This is a genomic window from Arsenophonus endosymbiont of Crataerina pallida, from assembly GCF_964020125.1.
GTDB lineage: Bacteria > Pseudomonadota > Gammaproteobacteria > Enterobacterales > Enterobacteriaceae > Arsenophonus > Arsenophonus nilaparvatae.
Map to the genome: position 1 here is coordinate 3136712 of NZ_OZ026540.1, position 25319 is coordinate 3162030.

Genomic DNA, 25319 nt, shown 5'->3' on the forward strand with positions numbered 1-25319 from the left:
TCAGCATAATTACAATAAACTGTCACGCACAGCCGTGACAATGAGATTATATTTTTATCCTATTTCATTTTCATTTAGCATCCAAATTTTATGAATACAATCCAACAAAATCTGGTTAATGTCAAAAATCGCATTATACAAGCGGCCAAAAAATATCATCGAGAGCCCGAAGGTATTACTCTGCTGGCCGTCAGTAAAACTAAATCTTGTGATGCAATTCAAGAGGCTATCGATGCGGGACAATACCAGTTTGGCGAAAATTATCTGCAAGAAGGGATAGAAAAAATCGCCTATTTTAGTAACAAACAGGATTTAATATGGCATTTTATCGGCGCGCTACAATCCAATAAAAGTCGATTAGTAGCAGAGCATTTTGATTGGTGTCATACTATTGATAGATTAAAAATAGCACAACGATTAAATAATCAGCGTCCGATAAATAAAGCGCCACTAAACGTGCTAATCCAAATTAATATCAGTAATGAAATAAGTAAATCAGGTATCACACCAGCAGAGTTAGATAAATTAGCGGCTGAAATTGTATTATTACCAAACCTAAAATTACGTGGTTTAATGGCAATTCCAGCGCCAAATAATGAGCTTAGCCAACAGATGTCAATTTTTCGTAGCATGGAAAATTTATTCAATCGGTTAAAAAAACAATATCCAGATATTGATACACTTTCAATGGGCATGACCGCAGATCTTGATATTGCAATTGCTTGTGGTTCAACATTAGTCAGAATTGGCACAGCTATTTTTGGTTCCCGATAATGAATCAATTTGAAAATCAAGGCAATCAATAAAAGGAGCAATATAATGCAACAGCGAAAAATTACCTTTATCGGCGCTGGGAATATGGCTCACGCGATTATTGCCGGATTAATTTCAGCTGGCTATCCGGCAAATAACATCACAGTCTGCTCCCCCACCAGCAAAAATCGCGATCAACTGGTAAAAAAATATGGTATACACGGAAAAAGCGATAACAGTGATGCAAGCAAACATGCAGATGTTATTATGCTTGCTGTTAAGCCCCAGATTATGGAAACTGTTTGTCAACCACTAAAAGAACAGGTTAATTTTGCCAATAAACTGGTTTTGACAATTGCCGCTGGAATTCCGGTGAAACGTTATCAACAATATCTCGCGCCTAACATAAGTCTGGTGCGTGTTATGCCTAACACGCCATCTCTAATAGGCCAAGGTGTTAGTGGTTTGTATGCCATGGATTCAGTATCAGAGAATGATAAAACTTTTGCCACAGAACTAATGGCAAGTGTTGGCAAAGTTTTCTGGCTGACTAACGAAGCCGCAATTAATGATATTATTGCCGTTACTGGTAGTGCACCTGCTTACTTTTTCCTATTTATGGAATTAATGCAACAGGAGGCTGAACGACTTGGTTTTGATAGTAAAACAGCAAGAGAGCTGGTTTTATATACCGCCCAAGGTTCTGCTGCTCTGGCGGCAAGCAAATCAGATCTCTCTTTTGCGACACTAAGAGAACAAGTGACTTCGAAAAGCGGCACTACGGCTAAAGCCTTAGAGCAGTTTTATCAAGCTAATTTATCTCAAATTGTCACCAACGCAATGCGTGCTGCAATCCGCCGCGCTGAAGAAATGGAAAAACAATATTGATTTATCAGGATAATTAAATGCAATTTTTAACTTTTATCGTACCAACCATTATTCAACTATACATTATTATTTTATTGCTACGAGTTTGGATGCAATGGGTCAGAGCGGATTTCTATAATCCATTTTCCCAATTTGTGGTCAAAACAACTCAACCAATTGTAGGGCCCTTACGGCGCTTTATTCCTGCCATTGGAGCTATTGATACCGCAACTTTATTGGTCGCTTATATTCTTACCATAGCCAATATTCTTTTTGTCATGTGGGCAACGAACACGCTCGCTTTAATCAGCATAGCGCTATTACCTATTAGCTTTATTCAATTATTAACTTATGCCGGCAAGTTAGTTTTTTGGCTGATCTTAATTCGAGCTATTCTTAGTTGGATAAGCCAAGGTCGTAATCCTATTGATTATATGCTTATGCAATTAACTGAACCTTTAATGTCACCTATTCGTCGTATTATCCCTGCTATGGGCGGGTTAGATTTCTCAGCCATGATTGTAATGCTGATTTTGATTGCTTTAAATTATCTGCGCCTGGATATTCTGCTATTCATTGATCCGACTATTACCAGCATACTCTATTCAGTTGGCTATTTAATGTAAAGGTGAGCAAATTTCATGCATAAAGTGGTATTAGCAACGGGTAATGCCGGCAAGGTAAGTGAATTCGCTGAACTGTTAAAAGAGTGTAACTTAAATATTATTGCCCAAACTGAGTTAGCTATTAGTGCAATTGAAGAAACTGGGCTAACTTTTGTTGAAAATGCGATATTAAAAGCACGCCATGCGGCAAAAGCCTCTGGTTTCGCGGCCATTGCCGATGATTCAGGCCTTTCGGTTAATGCGTTAAAAGGTGCACCGGGGATCTATTCAGCTCGCTTTGCCGGTGAAAATGCATCTGACGAAGAAAATTTGCACAAACTATTATCCATCATGAAAGATATTCCGGACAACCAACGCCAAGCTCAATTCCATTGTATACTCGTTTATCTGCGCCATTTTGCCGACCCAACACCGATTATATGTCACGGTATATGGCAAGGTGTGCTAACCCATGAACCTAAAGGTAGCAACGGTTTTGGTTATGATCCGATTTTTTATGACAGCAAACTAAAACTTACCGCAGCTCAATTAACCAAAGTGCAAAAAAATGCAGTATCGCATCGTGGGCAAGCATTAAAAATGTTATTAGGATCTTAAACTAATGCTTAAATTACCGCCATTGAGTCTATATGTGCATATTCCCTGGTGCGTGCAAAAATGCCCTTATTGTGATTTTAATTCACATGCACTAAAAGGTGAGTTGCCCCAACAAGAATATGTCACACATCTACTAACCGATCTTCAAGCTGACCTTGCACTGATAAATGGTCGTCAAGTTAAGAGTATTTTTATTGGTGGCGGTACACCCAGTCTTCTCGACGCTAAGGCAATGCAATCTTTGCTTGATGGTATACGTCAAAGATTATCGCTGGCAGCTGATGCCGAAATCACCATGGAGGCAAATCCTGGTACCGTTGAGGCTGAACGTTTTAGCCAATATCAACAGGCTGGCATTAATCGGATTTCTATTGGAGTGCAAAGTTTTGCTGCCGATAAACTCACAAGATTAGGCAGAATACATGGCCCCGAAGAAGCTATCCAAGCCGCTTGTCTGGCTTCAGCATTAAATTTACGTAGTTTTAATCTTGATCTAATGCATGGTTTACCTGATCAGTCACTTGAACAGGCACTTTCTGATCTGCAACAAGCAATTGATTTATCTCCGCCCCACATTTCTTGGTATCAATTAACGATTGAACCGAATACCCATTTTGGCTCCTGCCCGCCAGTATTACCTAATGATGATGCGCTGTGGGAGATTTTTTCAGAAGGACATCAGCTACTTAATAAAGCCGGATATCAACAATATGAAATATCTGGTTATGCCAAGCCTGGCTATCAGTGTCAGCACAATTTAAATTGTTGGCGTTTTGGCGATTATCTAGGAATTGGCTGTGGCGCACACGGAAAAATCTCTTTTGCCGATGGTCGTATTTTGCGAACAATGAAAACGAAACATCCCCGTGGCTATCTATCGGGGAACTATCTCTATCAGCAAAAGGAAGTAAACCAACCAGATAGGCCTTTTGAATTCTTTATGAATCGTTTTCGTTTGCTTGAGGCAGTACCAAGACAGGATTTTATTGATTACACCGGTTTAGCGGAAAATGTCATTCGTCGTCAACTTGATAACGCGCTGGAGCAAGGTTATATCACAGAAACAAAATTGAGCTGGCAGATCACCGAACAAGGCAAATTATTTCTTAATTCTTTGTTAACACTATTTTTATAAAGCCATTTACATCCCATTTAGGGTGGGATGTAAATGACGATATATTATTCTACTTTTCTAATCAACTATACTCTTTTATCTACTATAGTATTTCTATGCTTACCATCTGCATCATCGATATCAGGTTGAGGAATGCCAAATAATTTACCTAATGTCGTATCACCAATAACCTGTTCATTTAGTGATTGAATAGTTTCCGCACTGATAAGAGGACTTTTATTTTCAATTAGAACCTTAATGGGATCATACCTACCATTCGGCCAATCAATGGGATTACCCTTTGTCAGACTCTGAATGAAAATATCAATATGAGGAGCTACTGCATACTTTAGCATGGTATTTTGCCCTGTACGATTATTACCTTGTAAGCACAATTCTCTCAAATTGTGATAATTTCCACTTTGCAATGCATTCTTTAAAAGAGCACCTCTAAATTCACCGTGTAAATTATCTCTATTAGAAAATTCTAAACTTCCCTCTTTGAAGCGGGCAATAAATTTTGCTGAATCAGCAACTTCTTCGATTGCACAAAAATTTTTATGGCTATACTTCGGGTTGCCTAGGTCTTTTTCAAGCTGCTGGCGTATTTTTTCATTATCACTCATACATTGGATACTAGCCCTGATATAGTCATCATTACTATCATTTCCACTACCAAAAATATCAGGGTTATCAGATATATATTGGCGAAAAGCCATGCCTGTCATAACTGCACAAAAAGCTCCATAAGAGGTGGTTGGACTATCAACTATCTCATTAGCTTGATATACAGTATGTTCTGCGATCTGTAATCGATAATTCCATTTACCATATACATTAGGTGGATCAGCATCAATGGTAAAATCTTTTTTGTGTTCAGGTTTGGCTAAATCAATCAATCGTTCAAATTTCAGTAGTTGTTTATTTGGTGAAGTATCATGGCATACCGGCTGATTAATATGATCAAATAATATTTCTATTGCTTGCCGCTTCACGCCACCGTGAAAAAAGTCTTTAATCCGATCCCATAACCCCATATTTTGCGCTTCAGCCAATGTTTCTGCATTCATAACGCGATTAAGTCGACTTTCACTAAAGTTATAATTGTAATTATTGCCTAAATTCAATATGGTAGACATGCATTGTACTCCTATCAAAAACAAATTTTTTAGTAATTTATTTCATATAACAGGTTTTCTTGTTAAGTTTTATACTTAATATTCTATTTTTGTTGAAAGCAATCACTAGCAAAACCGTTTATTTAACGATAAGCATTATTATGCCTACAAACTATACTAATTTTTAGGATTGCTATATCGGGTATTACACTGATTTTTGTCACTTTCATATCCCAAGTACAGCGACATTTATTTTGTCAGGCTAAATTTAGCTAAAATAAAAAATGGGAATATTGAGCTTAACCTGACTAATATCTGCAACAATAACAGATAAAAACCAGATTAAACTTTATTGATTGGATAAATCCCGATCAAATTAAACGCTTAATTTAGTAATAACTTGGTTAAATTGCACGCTTAAAATAAAATATGTGATAGTTTAAAAAATTATTTCAACTTATTTAATAGATCAATACGAAGCTGCTCCATATGGGCAATTTTATGACAAACCTGTTGACCAAACTGGCGAAAATTATCTTCCTGCTTTTTCCATTCTAATTCTAAATCCTGCTGTAGTCCGCTTAGTCCGCCCAGCAAATTTTGCAGCGACTGGTTTGCATCACCACCCGTCAATAATTGTTTACGCCCCATTTCATTAATACTATCTTGCAATATTCCACCTAAACTTTCATTGAGTAAAATACGGCTGTCAGCTTCAATCGTTTTTAACTGCTGATGATGAAAGATCAGGATATCGGCGCGTTGTTCAATAACTTTATCAATCTGCTTATCCAAATTTTGTTTTAGTGTATTTAAGCGATTTCTCACTTGACTGTCTTGTCCCATTACCCGAATAACCAGATTATCGAGTATTTGCTTAGCTTCAACTAATTTCTGCTCAGTATGCTGTTTGATCCATGGTAAATCTGCACGAACCACGCTTTGATAAGCAACAGCTTGTTCTCTTTGCATCGGGGTTAACGGCAATACTTTATTATTAAAAGTAACTTCACCATCAGGTGTGATCTGCAAATTCCCACTGGCACCTTTTACTTGTATCTGCTGTTTGGTAATAATAATGTCATCTTTAAGATTTACAGAACATTGATGATCCTTCGCTACAACAAAAGTTGCCATCAATAATGTGCAAACAATTAGTATAATACGTAACATATTTTCTCCTTTAACCCACAGCTTTGTATTGCCATATACTAAAAAACGGAGCGACCTATTCGTTGCGATAATAATTCTAAGGCAGCGCAACCTGCCAAAGAGTTCCCTGATTTATTCAATTCAGGTGACCATACCGCTACTGTAAAAGCATTAGGCACAACACAAATGATGCCACCGCCAACACCTGATTTACCCGGCATTCCAATACGAAAAGCAAATTCACCAGAACCATCATACATCCCACAAGTCATCATCAAGGCATTAATTTGTCGGGCTTGAATTGGTGTGATGATCTGATCATTATTTAATAATCGTCCATTGTTGGCTAAATAATTAAAACATTGAGCCAATTCCACACAATTCATACTTAGCGAACAATAATGAAAATAAGTTTCTAATACAGCTAAAACATCGCTCTTGAAATTACCAAAAGATTTCATTAAATAGGCAATTGCTGCATTGCGACTTGCATGTTCCATTTCCGATTTCGCAACTTGGTTATCATAACTAATATCCGTTTGACCGGTAAGAGAACGAACAAACTCCAGCATTCGTTGCTTAGGTGGCTAAACCGAAACTGCAACATATCAGTAATAATAATAGCCCCGGCATTAATAAAAGGATTCCGCGGTATCCCCTTTTCCATTTCTAATTGTACCAATGAATTAAAGGGTAATCCTGACGGCTCTTTACCAACCCGACACCAAATTTCATCTTCCCGGTAACGGGTCATCGCTAAGGTAAGACCAAGTACTTTAGAAATTGACTGAATAGAAAAACGCTCATATGCATCACCGGCTGAAAATATCTCTCCTTCGACAGTACAAACAGCCATTGCCAAATGATGATTCGGCACTTCTGCTAACGCTGGGATATAATTTGCTACTTTTCCTTGTCCAATCAGAGCACGGACCTGTTGTAAAATATCTATGAGTAATGTATTAGAAAGCGTTGTGTTTAAAGTTTTCATATCTTAATACTATCCGATATTATTTTTATTTCCTATAAATTATCATGATAAAAATATAATCTATTTATTAGAATAATTTTTATCTATTTCCTATTTATGCTTAAAATTCATTCAATTGATGATTAAAAAATTTAATTAATTTCAAAACTCATAATTATCAAGTACCTATTATACAGCTAAATATCACTTAGTTAAGTTAATGACAAAAAAATCTAGCATTCACTATAATATAAAAAACATAATAAAATTTTAACTTATTATATAAAACATAACCACCCAACATTAAACATCAGTAAAATTAATTAATATATTTAAACAGTTTAATGAATACAATATAAAAATGGATAGCTAGTTAAATACTAATTTAATATTTGTTTTAGCAAATATTATAAGCATGCTACTATTAGCTATTTGAAAAATATATTAATATTTTTTATGTTTGTATAATAAATGGAATGGCAGACAACCAGTTTGATTGATATAAAGCTATTAAAAATATATTGTTGTAATAAAAAACAATATTTATTACTTAAAATTGAAATATTAGAATAATAATTTATTCTTTTTACTCAATCAGTTAATATGAATTTAATTTTCTCTTTATTTAGTATGAAAAATAAGACAGCATATTATTTGCCAATTTGCTGATTAACCATCTTCAATTAAAAGATATAAAAACTAAATTTAAAATTGTTATAAAATACATTTATTTTTCTTTAATTATTATTAACTAAAAATACAGTTTTTATAGTAAAAAAATCTATTGATAGACTTATTTACACCAAAAAAGTAATCTTTAAATATCGATTAAAAAATCCCTTATATCGATTTTTCATTTAGACAAATTAAAGCATGCCAAAAACACTTAGTCACAATAATCTGTCTAATAACATTTAAAGCTGATTAATCCCACCAAATATCAAATAATTCAGAAGTAACCACCTTTTTCATTCCGTGATTTTTTAACCATTCGTCTACTAATTTACGATGCTCTTCTGTACATTTGCCAGTTTTCTCCATACAGATCAATCCTTCCCAATCTAAATAACCACTGGCGTCCATCGCTAAACCATTAGGTTGAATAAGCTCTATAATAAAGGTATCAACCATACTATCAATCTTATCAACGGGCGTTTTAGCGGGAAAAGACCAATTTACTGAGAAACCAACCTCTTGAAATTCGTCTATATGTAGTTTTTTACGTAAACGACGGCTACGCTGTTTAGACATTATTTTATCCTCTCAAACATAAGATCAAATACTCCATGGCCTAACTGCTGGCCACGCTTTTCAAATTTAGTCACCGGTCGCGTAGCGGGTCGCTGAACATAATCGCCTGCTGCTGACAAATTTCGATAATCACTAATTTCACGCATTACATTTAACATATGCTCGGCATAAGGCTGCCAATCGGTTGCCATATGAAATATACCACCTAATTCCAATTTATGTAAAACAAGCTTAGCAAAGGACTGCTGCACAATTCGGCGCTTATTATGCCTTACTTTATGCCAGGGATCAGGGAAAAAAAGTTGCACCATATTTAACGAATCATCTGGCAACATTTTCTCCAATACTTCAATTGCGTCATGACACATAACCCGTAAATTACTCAGATTGGCTTCTTTCGCCGCTGCCAAACAAGCACCAATTCCCGGTGTATGAACTTCAATACCGAGAAAATTTTTAGCCGGATTTTGTTCGGCCATGGCAACTAATGATGCCCCCATACCAAAACCAATTTCTAGGATCACCGGCGCATTATTACCAAATAGTGAATCAAATAATAGAGGCTCGCCGGTAAAATCTACCCCCATCTTAGGCCATAACATTTGCAGTGCATTTTCCTGACGAGGAGTTAATCTCCCCTGACGGCGGACAAAGCTACGAACACGACGTATTACTTTGCCCTCTTCATTAACTTCTGGAGTAATAACATTTTTCATCATAAGTATTGAGATTATTTTTACCAATTAATACTATTCATAATAGAGATAATTATATTATGAGCAGTTGAATATGAAAATGGCAGGTAAAAAGCATTACTCTATTGACGGAATAAAAAGCTTCATCAAAGCTAATATTTGGCTAAAGAGTAAATATTTATTCCTTGCGGAAAAAACAACTAGCAATGATACCATCGCTCATATCAAAAGCTACTTTTTATAAAACTGTTTAGGGTAAAGACTTTTTATATGGATACACTGCAATTTTCGCAAGCTGTACTTAACTGGTATCATCGTTATGGGCGCAAAACACTTCCCTGGCAACGAGAAAAATCCTCCTATCACGTCTGGTTATCTGAAGTAATGTTGCAGCAAACACAGGTCGCTACCGTGATCCCCTATTTTGAGAAATTTATTAGCCATTTCCCTGACATCATATCTTTAGCCAATGCCCCGCAAGATGAAATCTTACACCTATGGACAGGCCTCGGTTACTATGCCAGAGCCCGCAATTTGCATAAAGCAGCACAACAAATTGTAGCTAAATATGATGGCCATTTCCCCAATAAATTCGAACAAGTTATTTCACTTCCAGGCATCGGACGCTCCACTGCTGGCGCTATTTTATCGTTATCCCAAAACCAACATTTGCCTATCCTGGATGGTAATGTAAAACGCGTGCTTACTCGTTATTATGGAATTGATGGTTGGCCCGGTAAAAAAGAAGTTGAAAACCAACTATGGGCTATCAGTACTCTGTTAACTCCTGCTAATGATGCTCAATATTTTAATCAGGCGATGATGGATATCGGTGCTATGATCTGTAGTCGTAGTAAACCTAAATGCGAACTCTGCCCGTTACAAAAAGGTTGCTATGCTTTTATGAACCACAGCTGGCAAAATTTTCCAGCCAAAAAACCTAAACAGCAAATTCCCACCAAATGTGGCTGGTTTTTGATTCTACAATATGAAAATTCAATTTGGCTGGAAAAGCGTCCTCCTTCTGGTATTTGGGGAGGCTTATATATTTTTCCACAATTTGATACGCTTGATGCACTAAACGAGTGGCTTAATAATTCCGGTATTGTATATAACAAAATTGAGCAATTAATTACATTTCGTCATACCTTTAGCCACTTTCATTTAGATGTTATACCTATTTATGTCACTATTAATCAGTTTTCTGCTTGTATGGATGAAACACAAGGACTTTGGTATAACTTACAGCAAGATATAAAAATTGGCTTAGCAGCACCGGTTGAAAACTTACTTAAACAATTTAGATATTAACTTTACCGTTCTGAGGATCCACTTAATGAGTAGAACTATTTTTTGTACTTTTTTACAACGTGAAGCTGAAGGTTTGGATTTTCAGCTTTATCCTGGTGAAATAGGTAAGCGGATTTTTAATCAAATATCTAAAGAAGCCTGGGGACAATGGATGAGCAAACAAACCATGCTGATCAATGAAAAAAAACTTAGCACGATGAATCCTGAAGACCGAAAGCTATTAGAGCAAGAGATGGTAAAATTTCTGTTTGAGGGGCAAGAAATTCATATTGAAGGCTATACCCCGCCTGAAAAATAATTGTTAACCCCATCAGAATTTTTTCCATTCTGATGGTTTTTTATCTGACAAACTGTGAATGATATGAAAAAGCTGCTGCTCCCTCTGATCATTGTCCAACTTTTGCTGGCTTGCTCCAGTAAAAAAGAGTTCTCATTTCATCCTGAATACATCAAAGATACCAATGGATTTGATATTTTAGTTCAGCAATTTGCTCACAATATTGAGAATATTTGGGGAATTCAGGAAGTGCTGATTGCTGGGCCAAAAGATTATGTCAAATATACCGATCAATACCAAACCCGTAGCCATATTAATTTTGACAGCGGCAGCATCACAATTGAAACCATCGCTGGCGTAGAGCCAAAGGAATACTTAAAAAAAGCCATTGTTACTACGCTATTGATGGGCGATGATCCAGGCTCCATTGATCTCTACTCTGATATTAATAATATTGCTATCAGTAAAGAGCCATTTTTATATGGACAAGTACTTGATCATGCGAATCAACCGATCCGCTGGGAATGGCGAGCAACAAAATTTGCCGACTATCTATTAGAAAATAAATTACAGCGACGTCAGTCAGGATTGCACGTCATCTGGTCAATTACTATCCAATTAGTGCCAAATCACCTGGATAAACGTGCTCATAAGTATTTACCATATATCCGCCAGGCAGCGGCAAAATATGGCGTTGATCAATCGTTGATCTTGGCAATTATGCAAATAGAGTCTAGTTTTAATCCTTACGCAGTCAGTCGCTCTGATGCTTTAGGTTTAATGCAAATTATGCCAAACACTGCTGGCAAAGACGTTTTTCGTGCCCAAGGAAAATCAGGCATACCAAGTCGCAATTATTTATTTGATCCTGCCAATAATATTGATCTGGGAACCGCCTATTTATCATTGCTACAAAACACTTATTTAGGTGAAATCACTAATGCTACCTCGCGCCGCTATGCGATCATCACTGCCTATAATGGTGGAGCCGGTAGTGTATTAAGAGTATTCCATAACGATAAAAAGCTGGCAGCACAGATTATTAACCAAATGCCACCCGGTGATGTTTACCAAGCATTAGTGACTAAACATCCGGCTGCGCAATCACGTAATTATCTGATTAAAGTAAATAATGCGCAGAAAAATTATCGTTAACAGCCTTTTTACTTAGTTAAGTCGGTACCCTTATAATAAAGGGTGCCATTTCTAATCGGCAAAAAAGCTTCGAACACTTTTTATATACCAGTTGTTAAATTGTTGAAAAAACAAGCATAAGAAAGCTTATTGCAATAATTTTAATTGACGAAAATATCATAATCAGGTTTAATACGCCCTGTTGCCCGGATAGCTCAGTCGGTAGAGCAGAGGATTGAAAATCCTCGTGTCGGTGGTTTGATTCCGCCTCCGGGCACCACCTCTGCTTTTTATCATCGCAACTAGCTAAAAAACTAGCTGCCACTGCTAGCAATATCCAAGCTTTATATTCATGATATATCCTTAACGATCCACTCTAGCAACTACCTGATTGCCGTCACGGATTTCAGCTTAATGCAAGGGCCGGACGCTAATTTTAGTGATCCCTAGTTCTGTCAGTGTCTTAAGCTATTGTGCATCAACTTTTGCATCGCAAGCCCGTAACTGAGTAACTGATTTCAGATAGGATATCAATCATGCCATCTTTATTGCTATCTTCACGGCCCAATGCGTCAAACCATCGTTAAATATTTTTTCGCCAGCCGCGTCGTTAGCACCTTTAAACACGAAACGATTGTGTTGTAATAAATTCGGACATTTTGCTAAAGCAATACATTGAGCTTATATGCAACATCTTGATATAAAACAAAAATTAAGCTTGAATAGACCACAGGCAGTTAGGTTTGGTGGTTAAATAACGAAAGGAGGGAGGTTTTACACAGTGATTGAGGAAGCCTATATCCATTATGCAATATCAATCTTTACGGAAAAGCGATGATCCGAAAGCGAGCCACGAAGGCTTAAGGCGCTGGCCAGATAATGCCCTGATGGTAGAACGATTTTTGGGCAACTTAAAGCATGATTGATTGTGCTAATCGAGAAGAAATGAAACAAAACTTATTGGATTACCTTGGTTACTACAACTGAATAAGATCAAACGACAAATAACCAATTATCGCCTGTTGAGTATGAGAATGGTTAGCGTTTAGTCCGGTGCTTACATTCATTATTTAAAACTAAATATATAAATATGATTGTGCAGCTATAAGAACATTATCTTAGCTGTAAATAAAATTGTCATTAAAATGAAGGGAAATAATACTAAATAAAAATTAATATTAAATTACAACAAAATTTTTTAAATTAATATAAATGACAATTTTAATTCCTTACTCAATATTATTCAAAATAGATTTTCTATTTTAATAATCATGTCGAAAGAGCAAATAAAAATCTACATACTGATATATAAAGTTTCAGTATTATTTAATGCTCGAAATAAAATCTAAGTAATCATTCGCTAATTTATCATAACGCCTATTATTAATTATCCATTGTCTTCCTTTTAAACCGATTCTATTTACCTCATTTTTACCTAATTTTTTTATTTCGATTAATTTATTAACTAATGCCTCAACATTATCAGGCGGAATAAAATAACCACATTCAGACTCATTTATCATAGAAGGATAACCGCTATATGATGCGACAATAAGCTTTCCTGATAACATATAATCAACAACTTTATTAAGTGATTGCCCATATTTCCATACTTTAGAATCAAAAGTAGAAAAATAAACAACATCCGCTTTTTCAAGTACTGAGCGAACCATTTTCCTTGGTACTTTCGGCGCAAAAACGATATTATCAAGATGACTAAATCTTTCCATATACATTTGCTTTAAAGCACCATCACCGACAAGAATAAATCTAATCGATTTGTCCTGATTAACCATCTCGGCGGCCGCTTTAAAGAAAACATCTAAAGCATTAGTAATACCTATTGTTCCTGCATGAACAACATTAAAATAACTTTCGTCAAAATAGTGATTAATATAATCATCACTAATTTTACAGGTGTTATTCAATATGGATTCATCAAAACCAATCGGTATACATTTAACCAAAGGCTTGTACCCCACAATGTTCTCAACATGTTCAATAAGATTTGGCATCATACCGACAATTGCATCTGAATATCGATATCCTATGTATTCAATTAGGGACAAGAATTGGACAAAAGGATTATATTTACTAAAGTTTCCCTCTTCAACAATCGTTAATGGCCATATATCTCTAATTTCAAAAATCAGTTTACATTTGTATTTCTTTTTCAAGAATAATCCATTGATTATAGTTAACAAAGATAAACTAGAAACAATAATTACATCCGGTTTTTTTAACTTTTTTTTATTAAGAAATAATAAATTTAATTCAAAATGAAACCAACTAATAATTCTTAAGAATGATTTAGGTACTTTATATTTAATAGTTTTCAACCAATAAATAGAAAGTTGATCATAAGTATCTATCTTCAAACGTTCTTTTAACTTATAAGGAATATCGGAAAAAATATTTGAGTCAGAAGTTATTACCGTAACATTATGACCTTTTTTTGCCATTTCATTTACTAAAAACCAATCTCTACCACCTAAAGAATTTTCAGTTTTTGGTGAAAAATACTTAGTTATATACCAAATAGCACTCGCCATGTAACATCCTAATTAAAAATTATACTTTCTTGGGATCGCATTTATTATTTTTATAACATCAGTAAAATCCATATCTAAGACATCAAGATACCAACGAATATTTTCATATCTTGGTTGATTTTCATCTGCTACCAATGTTAACGCTTTTTCACGTGTCATTTGCCCTTCTCTGATTTGATTACTTCTAAAGGTATCATGTTCGGTAAAACCGGTGACTAAATAGTATATATAATTATAGAAAGCAGCTGTTCCATCTCCGATACGCCAGGTTGTATTAGTATCAATCGCTGTTTCCCAGTCATAATCATTGATTAATGTATTATCAATAATTTGTTCATCCCAACGCCAATAATCAAAAATATGAAAATAATCTCTCTTTTCAATAAAACTGCGATAGTATTCACCGCTAAGCGTATCCCAAAGCGAACGATTAAAATACCCCGGGCTATCAAGCATGGCTTTGAATCTTAGTTTTTGATAGGCTAATTGTTTTTGCAAACCATGCGTGTATACTCGTTTTTCTTCAAAATCAGGCGGAATACCTAAAAAACCGGCTTTAAAATGGGTAACTTCAAGCGGATTAACTCCCCACAAATTTAAATTAATACCAGTCTGTTTTTTGACAGTTTCCACATACCTAAAAAAATGCTTATCTCCTGCGGTTAAGATACTTATCATTCCTAAGTGAGGAGATTTTAACCAAGCTTTAAGATTCATTGCGATGTTATGACGTTTTTTAGCAATATCGGCCGCAATAATAATATTTTCAACACCTAGCTTTGCACACATCCTACTGATATTTCGCCGCCCCAGATCAGTTACCATTCCGCAATCATAGGTATAAGTGACTGGCTTCATGCCAAGCTCTTTAACGATTAAATGTAACCCATAACAGCTATCACGGCCGCCAGAAAAAGGAACTATACAATCCAGGTGATCTTGCTTACGATATGGCTCAACTAACTTGAATAACTCCTCTTTAGGTTTAGGATTATTACGTAATTTGTAATTATTACAGTAATTACATACCCCTTTATCATCAAAAGAGATAAAGGGCATAGTTTCAGGTAGAATACACTTACTACAACGTTTTAATTTTAGTAACGGATACTCTAATAATTTTCTTTCCGCTTCTATCTGTTTAAATTTAGGAATGAGATCTTGATTACGAATATGATAATCGGAAATATTTAATTTATCATGCTGTGGAATATCAATAATTAGTTCATTAGTTTTTATTTGTTTGATATTTTCGCCGCCAATTTCCTTTAAGGGAAATTCTTCCGAAGAAAAGTAAATAGTTTTATCTACATTCGCTGAATATAAACTACCATTATTGGAAAAAATAACCATTTTGCCCATCTTAGGTACAGTAATTGCACACGCAACTACCCCTTGACAGAGAGAAAGGACCGCGTGAGAAACTCCCTCTAACTGCTCTGTTTCTTCAAGGTGTTTTTCGGTGATCGCGGCAATAACTTCAGTATCAATTTCATGAAATCGTTCTTTGCCAATCATTGACCAAACGGTATCATCATTAACAATGATACCGTTATGTATGACGCATATACCATTTCTCACCACCGGTTGATTATCAGACAAACCATTAGTAATAAGGCGGCTATGACCAAGAGCAACTTTAGTATGCTGAAACTTCACTTTTGATAACAATTTCCTGATGTCAAAATCAGCTCTATATATATTATAACCAACTGATGATTCTATAATTAAACCACTAGAATCCCTGCCTCTTTGACGTGCATGCTCTGCAAGGAATTTCAGTTTTTCTATATCTACTGAAGTTGGCGAAATGACACCGAAAATACCACACATAGATTTTATGTCCTAACTTTGAATAACTAATTATCTATTATTTCAATATAAATAATAAAGCGGAAGAAAATTATTTTATCTGTTAATTACTGAAAGATAGAAATTGAGTAATTTCTTTTCTTCAATATCCCAATTATATCTTTCTTTAACTGCCTGTTGACCATGCCTACCCATCAACTCTGCTTTTTCAGGGTTCGAAATGATAAAATTAATACTTTCAGCAATTTCTTTAGGATCTAATGGATCAACACAAATTCCACAGCTATTTTTTTCTATAATCGTTTTCCATAAAGGAAAATTTGATGCAATAATCGGGATCCCTGCCCCCATATATTCAAACATTTTAATTGGTAAAGCATCAAGATAATTAATTATCGGATGTAGGGTAACTAAACCAGCGACTGAGTCACTAAGTACAGAAGAAACACCTTCTCTATCTAACCAGCCTTTTTCAATAACGCGATCCCATGCTGGCTTTTCTGTTACTGTTTTTTTGAAAATCTGCTCGGAGAATTCACCCGCTAATACCAATTGTGTTGGTTGTTTAACATATTCCATGGCTTCAACAATTTCATTAATACCTCTGATCTTAGTCAAACCCCCTATATAACACACCTGATTTTTTTTATTCGCCCAATTAGTATCATTTTTGGAAAATTCATCAATTATGGGATAATTATTAATATCTATTGAATTAACGCCCATATTGATAAACTTATCCCGAATATAGGGAGTGGCAGCAATGACGCCATCAAATTTACGGCAAGCCCAGCGTTCATAAACAGCAAAAATTTTAGCCAACAATTGCCTGGCGAATTTATTAAGATAGGGCTTTGCTAATAGTTGCTTAGGGACATCCTCATGGGAGTCAAAAATAACTTTTTTACCCAATTTTCTTAATTTTAAGCCAATAGGAATCAGCTCTGGATCATGCAGATGATAAATATCAGCATTTACCTCAATTGCTTTCTTAAATATACGCTTCGGCACATTACAAATACGATCTAAACGTCCTTTGGAAGCACCTACGTCATAAATACTTACTTGATCTTTAATTTCATCTTTTTTGCCATCTGCAACAATTTGAGCAATTTGATAACCATGTTTAGCTAATGACATACACTCTTTTAAAAAAATACGAATATCATAACGAGTGTGTGCAGATGTTATATGGACAATTTTGCATTTATAAATCATGGTAGATTTCATTTTGTGCTTTTTTTTAAATTTGAACTATTAAACATCTAAGTTAACTTCTCTATTATTTTAAATAATGACATAATAATATAAGTTGTAGCTATAAATAAAAGAGTAAATATGTATAGAAGTATTCGACTAACGTTATTTTTTATAATAAATTTTATTATTATCAATAGATAGAAAAAGTAAGATTAGCGCAACAAATAATCCATGAGTTAGTAATGTTGTCAACAAATCGGATGAAATTAAAGCATCCCTAAGCGGAACAACGACAACACATAGTACAAACCAAACTGGAACCCCTCTGGTGGCAACATAATCTAATATTTTTAAAATAAATCCTAAAATAACAGCATAAATCATAACACCAACTAATCCAAAATGCGCATATCCACTGGCAATAAACCCATTATTTGCATGAGAACCAGTTCCTTCATAATTCCCTATAAGCTCTGCTAGTGGCAGGCTATATGGATATTCGATAAAATGTGATAAAAAAGAGTTGCTCCAATATATAAAATGATTCTCTGCAAAAAAATCAAAATAATCATAGCTAAGTTTTGCAGGAACAAAAAATACCCTTCTAATAAACATAGAGGGCGTTAACATGTCATCAAAAAGAAGAAAAGAAAAATAAGATATAATAATAATTATAGTAAATCCAATAGGTAAAATTAATAATGTTTTAAAATTCTTTAAATAAAACCATATTGAAAAAATTAATATTGGTGTAAAAAAAACACTTTTTTGTCCAGATATACTATAGAAAAAAACTTCTATAAAAAATAAAATCATAAAAAAAGCAAAATTCTTTTTTAGCAATGCATAAGCCATTAAATATACAATAAATACTTTATAAACCCAGCCATTTATATAGCTCATAATACCAACGCTTGCTAATTTATTACTTAATTCTCGAAATTGATAAACTTTAGTAAAGTCCAAGTTAAAATATTTATAAGCACCAGAAAAAAAATACCACCAAGTGACTAATAGAATAAAAAACAATGAAATTATGACAGCAATTTTATTACCATTCTTAATATAATAGGGTTTTATTCTATTCACTAATTTAATTTTTAAAATAAAATATATAATAAAAAAATAAAAAATTGTTATTAGTAAAGGATCAATATTTCTACTTGATAAACCATAAACACTTGTTAGAGGTATTATCAACGATAAAATAATTGTTAAAATAAAATAATTACTCGATTTATTTGAATAATAAGGAGCAAAAGGTAATACTATTAGTAATGATATCCATGATAGTAAATATTTTAAGATTGATATATTTAAATCAAAACCACGATATTCAAAATAACGACTAACAAATAAAATATAACTTATGTCTAAGCTAATTTTAAAGGTGCATAAACCAAATATTAATGGTATAATTTTTTTGCTAATTTTTAAATGCATATTATTTAATACCAAATTTGAATGTCTTTTTAAATAAAATTAACACTATTCCAATTAACCTTTTAGAATTGTTTGATACATGCTTTTTTTAAGTGCAGATTCAAACTCTGAATTATGCCACAGTAAAGTAAAACAACCACCCACGGATCTACAATTTTCTTTTAGCTGTAATATTTTATCGGTTGCCACCGTGCCAACTTTTAATCCCATATTTCCTGCTGACATAACACTACATTCCATCACTATCAACGGTCTTATTCGAATATCTAAAATACGTTGTGTTATTGGATTAAATGCTGGATATTCATAGCATGTACCACAACGGAAACCTGCCCTATCAGCATAGCTCAAAGTGGAATCATAATTTAATTTGGCATCATTCCAGGCTTGTAAAGTTATAGGCTGCTGCCAACGTAAATAGTGCATTCGCCCGCCCCATTCTGTTTGCTGAATACTTTCTTCGTCACATATATTTCTAAGTCGATTAAACTCTTGGGCAATCAGTTGTGGCTGGAGGTATGTATTATAACTAGGATGTAATCCAATTTCATGGCCTCTTGCATGTATTTGCCGTAGAAGTTTTCGGATAGCTATGTCTTCAGGTTGATAGTCTGCATCATATACTGGATCAGTATGACCACAAATAAAGTAGAAAGCACTTTTTAAATTGTGCTTTTCTGAAACATCCATTATCCAATCAAAAGTATTAAAAATATCCATCGGATAGAGTTTATTTTTACTACTTAAATAAATAATTGGCGATTTTATTATACTCATAAAATCGTTTCTTTTTATCATATCGCCAGCAATTAATCGTGGAAGTTTTTTTAAACTAGCAAAACCATAACGGCTAGGACGATCAACATCATGAGAAACTTTAATACTAAATCGATGTTCTTTTAGCTCTAATTGTGGCCAGGCTCTTTTAACTACCTGACTTAAAATACATAGCCATTCATCAACAATAGGTCTTTCAAGATAATTATTTTTATAAGCATGACAGTTTATTGCTGGGAAGCGGCCATGACTATCTAAATCTGTTCGATCAATTTCCTCAACACGATTAAGCATCCAGTAAACTAACCCTAGGATATCATAATGGATTTCAATATTACCTGAATGATCTCTAATTAATGGATTCTGTAAACCACTGACACCAGGTGCGGGAATCGGCAGGCCTAGTACATTATGCCAGCCTTCTCTCTTAGCATCCCATAAACAACAAGGAATATCAGAACGAGATTGAAAGAAAGACGCTATTAATCTCGGGAATAGAATATAATTCTGTGTTTGTCCTGCTAAACTGAGTTTTAACGCTTTATTTTGATAAGACAATATAAATTTATGCCCAAATCGCTCCTGTAAAATAAGACAAAGCCAATTGAGTGCATTTGAAGTAAAATTTGTCATATTTGCCCTTCCCAAATTTGGAGCATATAGAATTGTTATTTAATAAGCAATGATACCTATGATAGTTTGATTAAACCATTACACATCTTTCTATCATTTTTCGCAAAATTTTTTATAATATAAATATTAACTTTTTGAAGCAAATTTAAACATTAGGAACAGTTTTTTAATAATTTTTCTTACTACAAAAAGGGGGATTTTATGCAGCCGATCCCATCTCATGACATTACAAACAAAACAATCAGGGGAATCACAAATATTAAATTTATAATCCAATGCTAATATTTGTTTTTCAATTCGATAAGATTCTTTCGCTGGTACTATTATTGAATAGGCTTTACCTATCCTGCCCGTCTGAAGAATTCCTTCATTAACATAGTGAGAATAGAATTTATAGTAAGAATTGGAACAGAGTCCAAGATCTTTTCTTTTAAAAATTTTATATTCTTCAGCAGCAGATTTATAATAAACCCTATTTAAGCTAGGAAAAATATTTAATTTAAGTAACCCTAAGTCTGCTTCTACTAAATGTGTCGTAGTAAAACCTGGACTACTTTTAACGCATCCTATAAGTACACATTTTCCTTCTAAATCGATTAATTTTCTAATGGGTTCATATGCTGGAGAATTCTCATTATGATCGGCTGTTAAATAACTCGCATATTTGCCTATAGCAACATAAGAACACATTGGATGCTTACTTCTTAATGCATTGGGGTGTCGTAACATTGCATTAGGTAAGGCTCCGGCATAGCTTTTTTTTGATATTTCAAATGCATTTTCAATTTTCGGTTTTTTGATAAATGAGCTGCCTTTAGTGAAAGCTAAAGAAATGATAGTTCCATCTTCACCAACCGTATCTAATAGTGCATCAATAAAACCAGACGCTCCACCTTCAATGCGCCCAATATTTCCCAAATCAGCTCTAATTAGCACAACATCATTTTTACCAATTCCTAAATTATACAATTGTTCAACAATAACGCTTTTTGTTAACATTAAAACCTCAAATAAGAAATTATCTACATTCAAAACTTACTGTAATGAAAAAACACAGAATATAAAAATAAAGTGGATAAGCGAAAAAATAATTAACGTAAAGCTTTCAATTTTCCCTTAGCCATATATCTCAGTAAAAAACCATATAAAATGTAAATAATACTTATAATCATAGAATATCTTACTAAAAATACTTCAAATAACTCATTGTGGGAAATATAAATAATAGCCAAACTTGTTATTAACAATACAATATTAAATAACAAATATATATTCTGTTTTTCCATTACAGTATCAATTGGACTCACCGTCGATACAACAAATCTTATAAAAAATAAAGGACAAATCAATTTTGCATAATAGCCAGCCACTCTCCACTCTTCAGCAAATACAAAAATAAATAATGGCTCTACTGTCAGATAAATAAAAACAAATAGTGGCATTCCTATAATTAGCAATTTCTTAACTGCACTATTAAATGATTTTATTGCTAAACCTGTTTTTTGTTTTTCTTGACTCGCTTGTTGAAAAAAAACCTGCCCTATCGAACTACCAATTAATGTTGAAGGCATTCCAAGTACACGTTGCACAAGAGAATAAAAACCTAAAGTAATTATATTAAATAAAGACGAAATTAAAATACTAATTAAATGCTGAGATAAGTTATTAAATAGAATCGCTAAAACTGAATATTTTGGAAATGTTATATAACGCTTGGCCAAAAAAATTATTTTATTTTTTGATATTTTTGCTACTAGCTTTTTATCCTTCAAAATATTTACCAATAACTTAGTATTGGCAAAAAAATTTGAAATTATCTGACCCGAAATTAATCCACTAGCGCCTGTTTTTACTAATCCAATACTCAATTGTATTACAGCTAAGAATATAGATTTGATAATAACCGCATTTTTTAAGTCTTTATAGTTTTTTCTTCGATTATTAAAATAATTTAATAAATTGAATAGTCCTATGAAAAATACAGATAACGGCACAAAATATAACCAGAAACCTATCTCTTCATTATCTAGCAATTCAGTGAAATAATCATTGAACCCAATTGCCAGCAACATAAAAAATAACGATAGCGTACAGTTGATAATAAAACCTAAGGCAAATATATTTATCGCATCTTCATCTTTTTCAGGCAACATGATCGCCAGTTCATATCTGGCATTAGCAATACTCCCTAAAATAGCTATTATTGAAATAAAAAGTGCCAATACACCAAAGTCTTTTGGGGTATAAATTCTTGTTAGCAAAGGGCTTATTGCTATTGGTATTGCCTGTGCAATAGTTGTACCTGTCATTAAAGTTACTACATTGCGGGCAAATTCAGTTTGTGGCACTATTTTTCTGATCACAAAAAGAGCCCTTTTAACACCTGAATTATTTTATCCTGCGTACTTTCTGTCAAATATGGATGCATCGGTAAGCTGATTACTTTTTCTGCTATCGCATCACCAGCAGATAATTCTACTGAATTATCTGCAACAGCAGGTTGTTTATTTAAAGGGATGGGATAATGAACTGCTGTAGGTATGCCTGCTGTTTTTAATTGAATTTGTACTAACTCGCGGTTTTCCACTTGAATAGTATATTGTGCATAAGCACTGGTATTATATGTTTCAATATACGGAGTTGTTGTTATACCTGCTTGATTTAACATAAAATCATAGCGTTTAGCGACTTGCTGGCGCAGTTGTATTTCTTCGGCAAAAATTTCTAACTTTGCTAATAATATCGCCGCTTGCAAAGTATCCAAACGACTATTAACACCAACCCGGACATGATGATAACGGCGATCCTGACCATGTCGCGCAATCTGTCTTATTACTAATGCTAATTGTTCATCATTAGTAAAAATTGCGCCACCATCACCATAGCAACCAAGCGGTTTACTTGGGAAAAAGCTGGTACAAGCAATTGTCGTTAAATTACATGAATAGTTGCCTTTATAGGTCGCGCCAAAACTTTGTGTGGCATCTTCGATAACAGGAATATTATATTTGCTGGCAATCGTGTTAATCGCATCAAAATCTGCACATTGACCATAAAGCGATACCGGAATAATCGCTTTTGTTCTTGCCGTGATAGCGGCTTCAAGTTTTTGCGGATCTAAATTATAAGTTTTAGGACATACATCAACATATACTGGTCTAGCGCCTAACAGTGCCACTGTTTCAGCGGTTGCTATATATGTAAATCCTGGAGTAATTACTTCATCACCAGGGCCAATACCAAAAGTCATTTGAGCAATCTGTAACGCATCAGTACCATTGGCCACACTGATGCAATATTTGGAGCCAACATAGTCTGCAAGTTTTTCTTCTAATTCAGTAACTTCTGGCCCAAGAATATATTTACCATGAGATAATACGCGTTGAATAGCCAGATTGATTTTATTTTTAATACGCGCTTGTTGGGTGTTCAAGTCAATAAATTGCATCATTTTTCTATTATCGCTTTTAATTTTTACTGTCTGGTTTATGCTTTCACACGCTCAACTTTATTGTCTCTTAAGCGATATTTATTGCCAGTATGGGGACAAATTGTTTCCGCATCTCCATTCAATGGCAGTTCCAATTGCTCTCCAAATTCACTCATCCAACCAATCTGCTTAGCTGGTACACCAACCATTAACGCATAGTCAGACACATCTTTATTCACTACTGCTCCTGCACCAATAAATGCAAATTTTCCAATGGTTATCCCACAAACAATAGTGCAATTAGCCCCTAAGGTAGCGCCTTTTTTAATGAGTGTATTCTGATATTGATCTTTACGCTCAATCAGCGAGCGAGGATTATAGACATTGGTAAACACCATGCTAGGCCCACAAAATACGCCTTCTTCAAGGATGACATTATCATAAACAGATACATTATTTTGAATTTTACAATAATTTCCAATGATAACTCTATTACCAACAAAAACATTTTGCCCTAATGAAACATTTTCTCCGATAACCGCTCCACCACAGACATGCACAAAATGCCATATTCGAGTTCCATTGCCGATTTGCGCTCCTTCGTCAATAATAGCGCTAGGATGCTGATAATAGCTCATGATATTTACCATAATGATTATTTAATTAATTTAGGCAGAAAAGGATGACCTTCTTTCGCTTTAACCACAGTAGGTGATGCAGATCTTATCGTATCTACTGTTTCAATACAGTGGCGCGCATCATTCAAACCATAGCCACGTCCTGCTAATATCTCTTGATAACTAATGGTATGCAAATCAGTAAACCCTTTAGAAAACTCAATTTCCTCATCATCAATCGTAATTGAGCGATAAGTTGTTTGTTTGCCTTTAACTGCTTCAGGTAAATCTTTAGCATCTATAGATAAGAACCAACGAACTCGCGCTTTTTCATATTCGAGATAACCCGCTGCTTTTTGCTCATCGGTGTAATGCAATTCATTTTTTTCTAACTTACCAAATATAAAATGGAGCATATCAAAGAAATGTACTCCAATATTGGTTGCAACCCCAAATGATTTGCGGGGATCACCTTTCCAACTTTCCATATACCATTTGCCGCGGGAAGTAATATAAGTTAGAACAACATCATATTTATCGGCTCTGTTATTGTGAGCCACTTTTTCTTTTAGTGCTAAAATTGCCTGATGATGTCGCAATTGCAGAATATTATAAACTTTTTTACCCATCTCTTTTTCAACTAAAGCCAGTTCATCCAACTGCTCAAGTGTTGGAACTAAGGGTTTTTCACAAATAACATCACAACCAAGACTCAAACCGGCTGTTATATGGGAAAGGTGTAAATAGTTTGGCGAACATATCGCTACATAGTCTAATTTTGTAGCTGAGTTACGCTGTAAACGATGGGCATAATCATAAAAACGCTCAAATTCAGTAAAAAACTCGCTTTGTGGAGATATACTATCAATAATTCCAACCGAGTCATTGATGTCATAAGCAACAGTTAATTCATTATTAGTTTCTGTAATTGCTTTCATATGACGAGGCGCGATATAGCCTGCTGCGCCAATTAAAACAAATTTTTTCATA

The 25319-nt window shown here is 34.3% G+C and carries 23 protein-coding genes, 1 tRNA gene and 1 pseudogene; 10 read left to right on the forward strand and 15 right to left on the reverse strand.

The window, feature by feature from the left end:
* Window positions 1-90: 90 nt before the first annotated feature.
* From AACL31_RS16745 to hemW, 5 genes are read left to right on the forward strand one after another with little or no spacing between them, the layout of a single operon-like run.
* On the forward strand, window positions 91-774 hold the full coding sequence (locus AACL31_RS16745) for a YggS family pyridoxal phosphate-dependent enzyme (RefSeq protein ID WP_310511676.1): 684 nt from the start codon (window positions 91-93) through the stop codon (window positions 772-774).
* A 45-nt stretch (window positions 775-819) separates the two neighbouring features.
* Window positions 820-1641, forward strand: coding sequence for a pyrroline-5-carboxylate reductase (gene proC / locus AACL31_RS16750; protein ID WP_310511675.1), 822 nt, complete (start codon window positions 820-822; stop codon window positions 1639-1641).
* Between the two features lie 17 nt (window positions 1642-1658).
* A complete protein-coding gene (locus tag AACL31_RS16755; RefSeq protein ID WP_310510426.1) occupies window positions 1659-2246 on the forward strand; it encodes a YggT family protein in 588 nt (195 codons plus the stop codon).
* A 15-nt stretch (window positions 2247-2261) separates the two neighbouring features.
* A complete protein-coding gene (gene rdgB / locus AACL31_RS16760; RefSeq protein WP_310511674.1) occupies window positions 2262-2843 on the forward strand; it encodes an RdgB/HAM1 family non-canonical purine NTP pyrophosphatase in 582 nt (193 codons plus the stop codon).
* Window positions 2844-2847: 4 nt separating this feature from the next.
* On the forward strand, window positions 2848-3978 hold the full coding sequence (hemW, locus tag AACL31_RS16765) for a radical SAM family heme chaperone HemW (RefSeq protein WP_310511673.1): 1131 nt from the start codon (window positions 2848-2850) through the stop codon (window positions 3976-3978).
* Between the two features lie 65 nt (window positions 3979-4043).
* Here the strand turns inward: hemW and AACL31_RS16770 are convergent, their stop codons facing one another.
* The 5 genes and pseudogenes from AACL31_RS16770 to trmB all read right to left on the reverse strand — a co-directional run bounded on the left by AACL31_RS16770 (window position 4044) and on the right by trmB (window position 9167).
* Complete coding sequence (locus tag AACL31_RS16770) at window positions 4044-5096, reverse strand: hypothetical protein (RefSeq protein WP_310511672.1); 1053 nt, start codon at window positions 5094-5096, stop codon at window positions 4044-4046.
* A 426-nt stretch (window positions 5097-5522) separates the two neighbouring features.
* The gene (locus AACL31_RS16775; protein ID WP_310511671.1) at window positions 5523-6248 is read right to left on the reverse strand and encodes a DUF2884 family protein; all 726 of its coding nucleotides are present in this window, start codon (window positions 6246-6248) and stop codon (window positions 5523-5525) included.
* Between the two features lie 38 nt (window positions 6249-6286).
* Window positions 6287-7218: pseudogene (gene glsB, locus AACL31_RS16780) on the reverse strand (glutaminase B).
* Between the two features lie 903 nt (window positions 7219-8121).
* Window positions 8122-8448 (reverse strand): YggL family protein, encoded by a 327-nt coding sequence (locus AACL31_RS16785; protein ID WP_310511670.1) that lies wholly within the window; start codon window positions 8446-8448, stop codon window positions 8122-8124.
* Window positions 8448-9167, reverse strand: coding sequence for a tRNA (guanosine(46)-N7)-methyltransferase TrmB (gene trmB / locus AACL31_RS16790; protein WP_310511669.1), 720 nt, complete (start codon window positions 9165-9167; stop codon window positions 8448-8450). Before trmB ends, AACL31_RS16785 begins: the two co-directional genes overlap by 1 nt.
* Window positions 9168-9237: 70 nt before the next feature.
* Between trmB and AACL31_RS16795 the strand changes: the two genes are divergently transcribed.
* The 5 genes from AACL31_RS16795 to AACL31_RS16815 all read left to right on the forward strand — a co-directional run bounded on the left by AACL31_RS16795 (window position 9238) and on the right by AACL31_RS16815 (window position 12145).
* Complete coding sequence (locus tag AACL31_RS16795) at window positions 9238-9387, forward strand: hypothetical protein (protein ID WP_187290952.1); 150 nt, start codon at window positions 9238-9240, stop codon at window positions 9385-9387.
* 26 nt (window positions 9388-9413) lie between these two features.
* Window positions 9414-10454: an A/G-specific adenine glycosylase gene (gene mutY / locus AACL31_RS16800; RefSeq protein ID WP_310510433.1), complete on the forward strand. Its 1041-nt coding sequence runs from the start codon at window positions 9414-9416 to the stop codon at window positions 10452-10454.
* 25 nt (window positions 10455-10479) lie between these two features.
* Entirely contained in the window at window positions 10480-10752 is a 273-nt protein-coding gene (locus AACL31_RS16805; RefSeq protein ID WP_032115532.1) for an oxidative damage protection protein, read from the forward strand.
* A 63-nt stretch (window positions 10753-10815) separates the two neighbouring features.
* Window positions 10816-11886: a membrane-bound lytic murein transglycosylase MltC gene (mltC, locus tag AACL31_RS16810; RefSeq protein ID WP_310511668.1), complete on the forward strand. Its 1071-nt coding sequence runs from the start codon at window positions 10816-10818 to the stop codon at window positions 11884-11886.
* 183 nt (window positions 11887-12069) lie between these two features.
* Window positions 12070-12145: transfer RNA gene (locus AACL31_RS16815), tRNA-Phe, on the forward strand.
* A gap of 1042 nt (window positions 12146-13187) precedes the next feature.
* On the opposite strand, the gene AACL31_RS16820 is transcribed toward AACL31_RS16815, so the two are convergent.
* From AACL31_RS16820 to AACL31_RS16865, 10 genes are all read right to left on the reverse strand, one after another.
* The gene (locus tag AACL31_RS16820) at window positions 13188-14417 is read right to left on the reverse strand and encodes a glycosyltransferase family 4 protein (protein ID WP_310511667.1); all 1230 of its coding nucleotides are present in this window, start codon (window positions 14415-14417) and stop codon (window positions 13188-13190) included.
* Between the two features lie 12 nt (window positions 14418-14429).
* On the reverse strand, window positions 14430-16250 hold the full coding sequence (locus AACL31_RS16825) for a hypothetical protein (protein WP_310511666.1): 1821 nt from the start codon (window positions 16248-16250) through the stop codon (window positions 14430-14432).
* Between the two features lie 75 nt (window positions 16251-16325).
* Complete coding sequence (locus AACL31_RS16830) at window positions 16326-17447, reverse strand: glycosyltransferase family 4 protein (protein ID WP_310511665.1); 1122 nt, start codon at window positions 17445-17447, stop codon at window positions 16326-16328.
* A 144-nt stretch (window positions 17448-17591) separates the two neighbouring features.
* Window positions 17592-18872: a hypothetical protein gene (locus AACL31_RS16835; RefSeq protein ID WP_310511664.1), complete on the reverse strand. Its 1281-nt coding sequence runs from the start codon at window positions 18870-18872 to the stop codon at window positions 17592-17594.
* Between the two features lie 54 nt (window positions 18873-18926).
* Window positions 18927-20282, reverse strand: a complete 1356-nt coding sequence (locus AACL31_RS16840; protein WP_310511663.1) for a polysaccharide deacetylase family protein — start codon at window positions 20280-20282, stop codon at window positions 18927-18929.
* A gap of 126 nt (window positions 20283-20408) precedes the next feature.
* A complete protein-coding gene (locus AACL31_RS16845) occupies window positions 20409-21281 on the reverse strand; it encodes an AAC(3) family N-acetyltransferase (RefSeq protein WP_310511662.1) in 873 nt (290 codons plus the stop codon).
* 92 nt (window positions 21282-21373) lie between these two features.
* Entirely contained in the window at window positions 21374-22645 is a 1272-nt protein-coding gene (locus tag AACL31_RS16850; protein ID WP_310511661.1) for a lipopolysaccharide biosynthesis protein, read from the reverse strand.
* Window positions 22642-23733 carry a DegT/DnrJ/EryC1/StrS family aminotransferase gene (locus tag AACL31_RS16855; protein WP_310511660.1) on the reverse strand — a complete coding sequence of 364 codons (1092 nt, stop codon included), beginning with the start codon at window positions 23731-23733 and terminating at the stop codon, window positions 22642-22644. Before AACL31_RS16855 ends, AACL31_RS16850 begins: the two co-directional genes overlap by 4 nt.
* 35 nt (window positions 23734-23768) lie before the next feature.
* The gene (locus tag AACL31_RS16860) at window positions 23769-24350 is read right to left on the reverse strand and encodes an acyltransferase (protein WP_310511659.1); all 582 of its coding nucleotides are present in this window, start codon (window positions 24348-24350) and stop codon (window positions 23769-23771) included.
* A 17-nt stretch (window positions 24351-24367) separates the two neighbouring features.
* A complete protein-coding gene (locus AACL31_RS16865) occupies window positions 24368-25318 on the reverse strand; it encodes a Gfo/Idh/MocA family oxidoreductase (RefSeq protein ID WP_310511658.1) in 951 nt (316 codons plus the stop codon).
* Window position 25319: the final 1 nt, after the last annotated feature.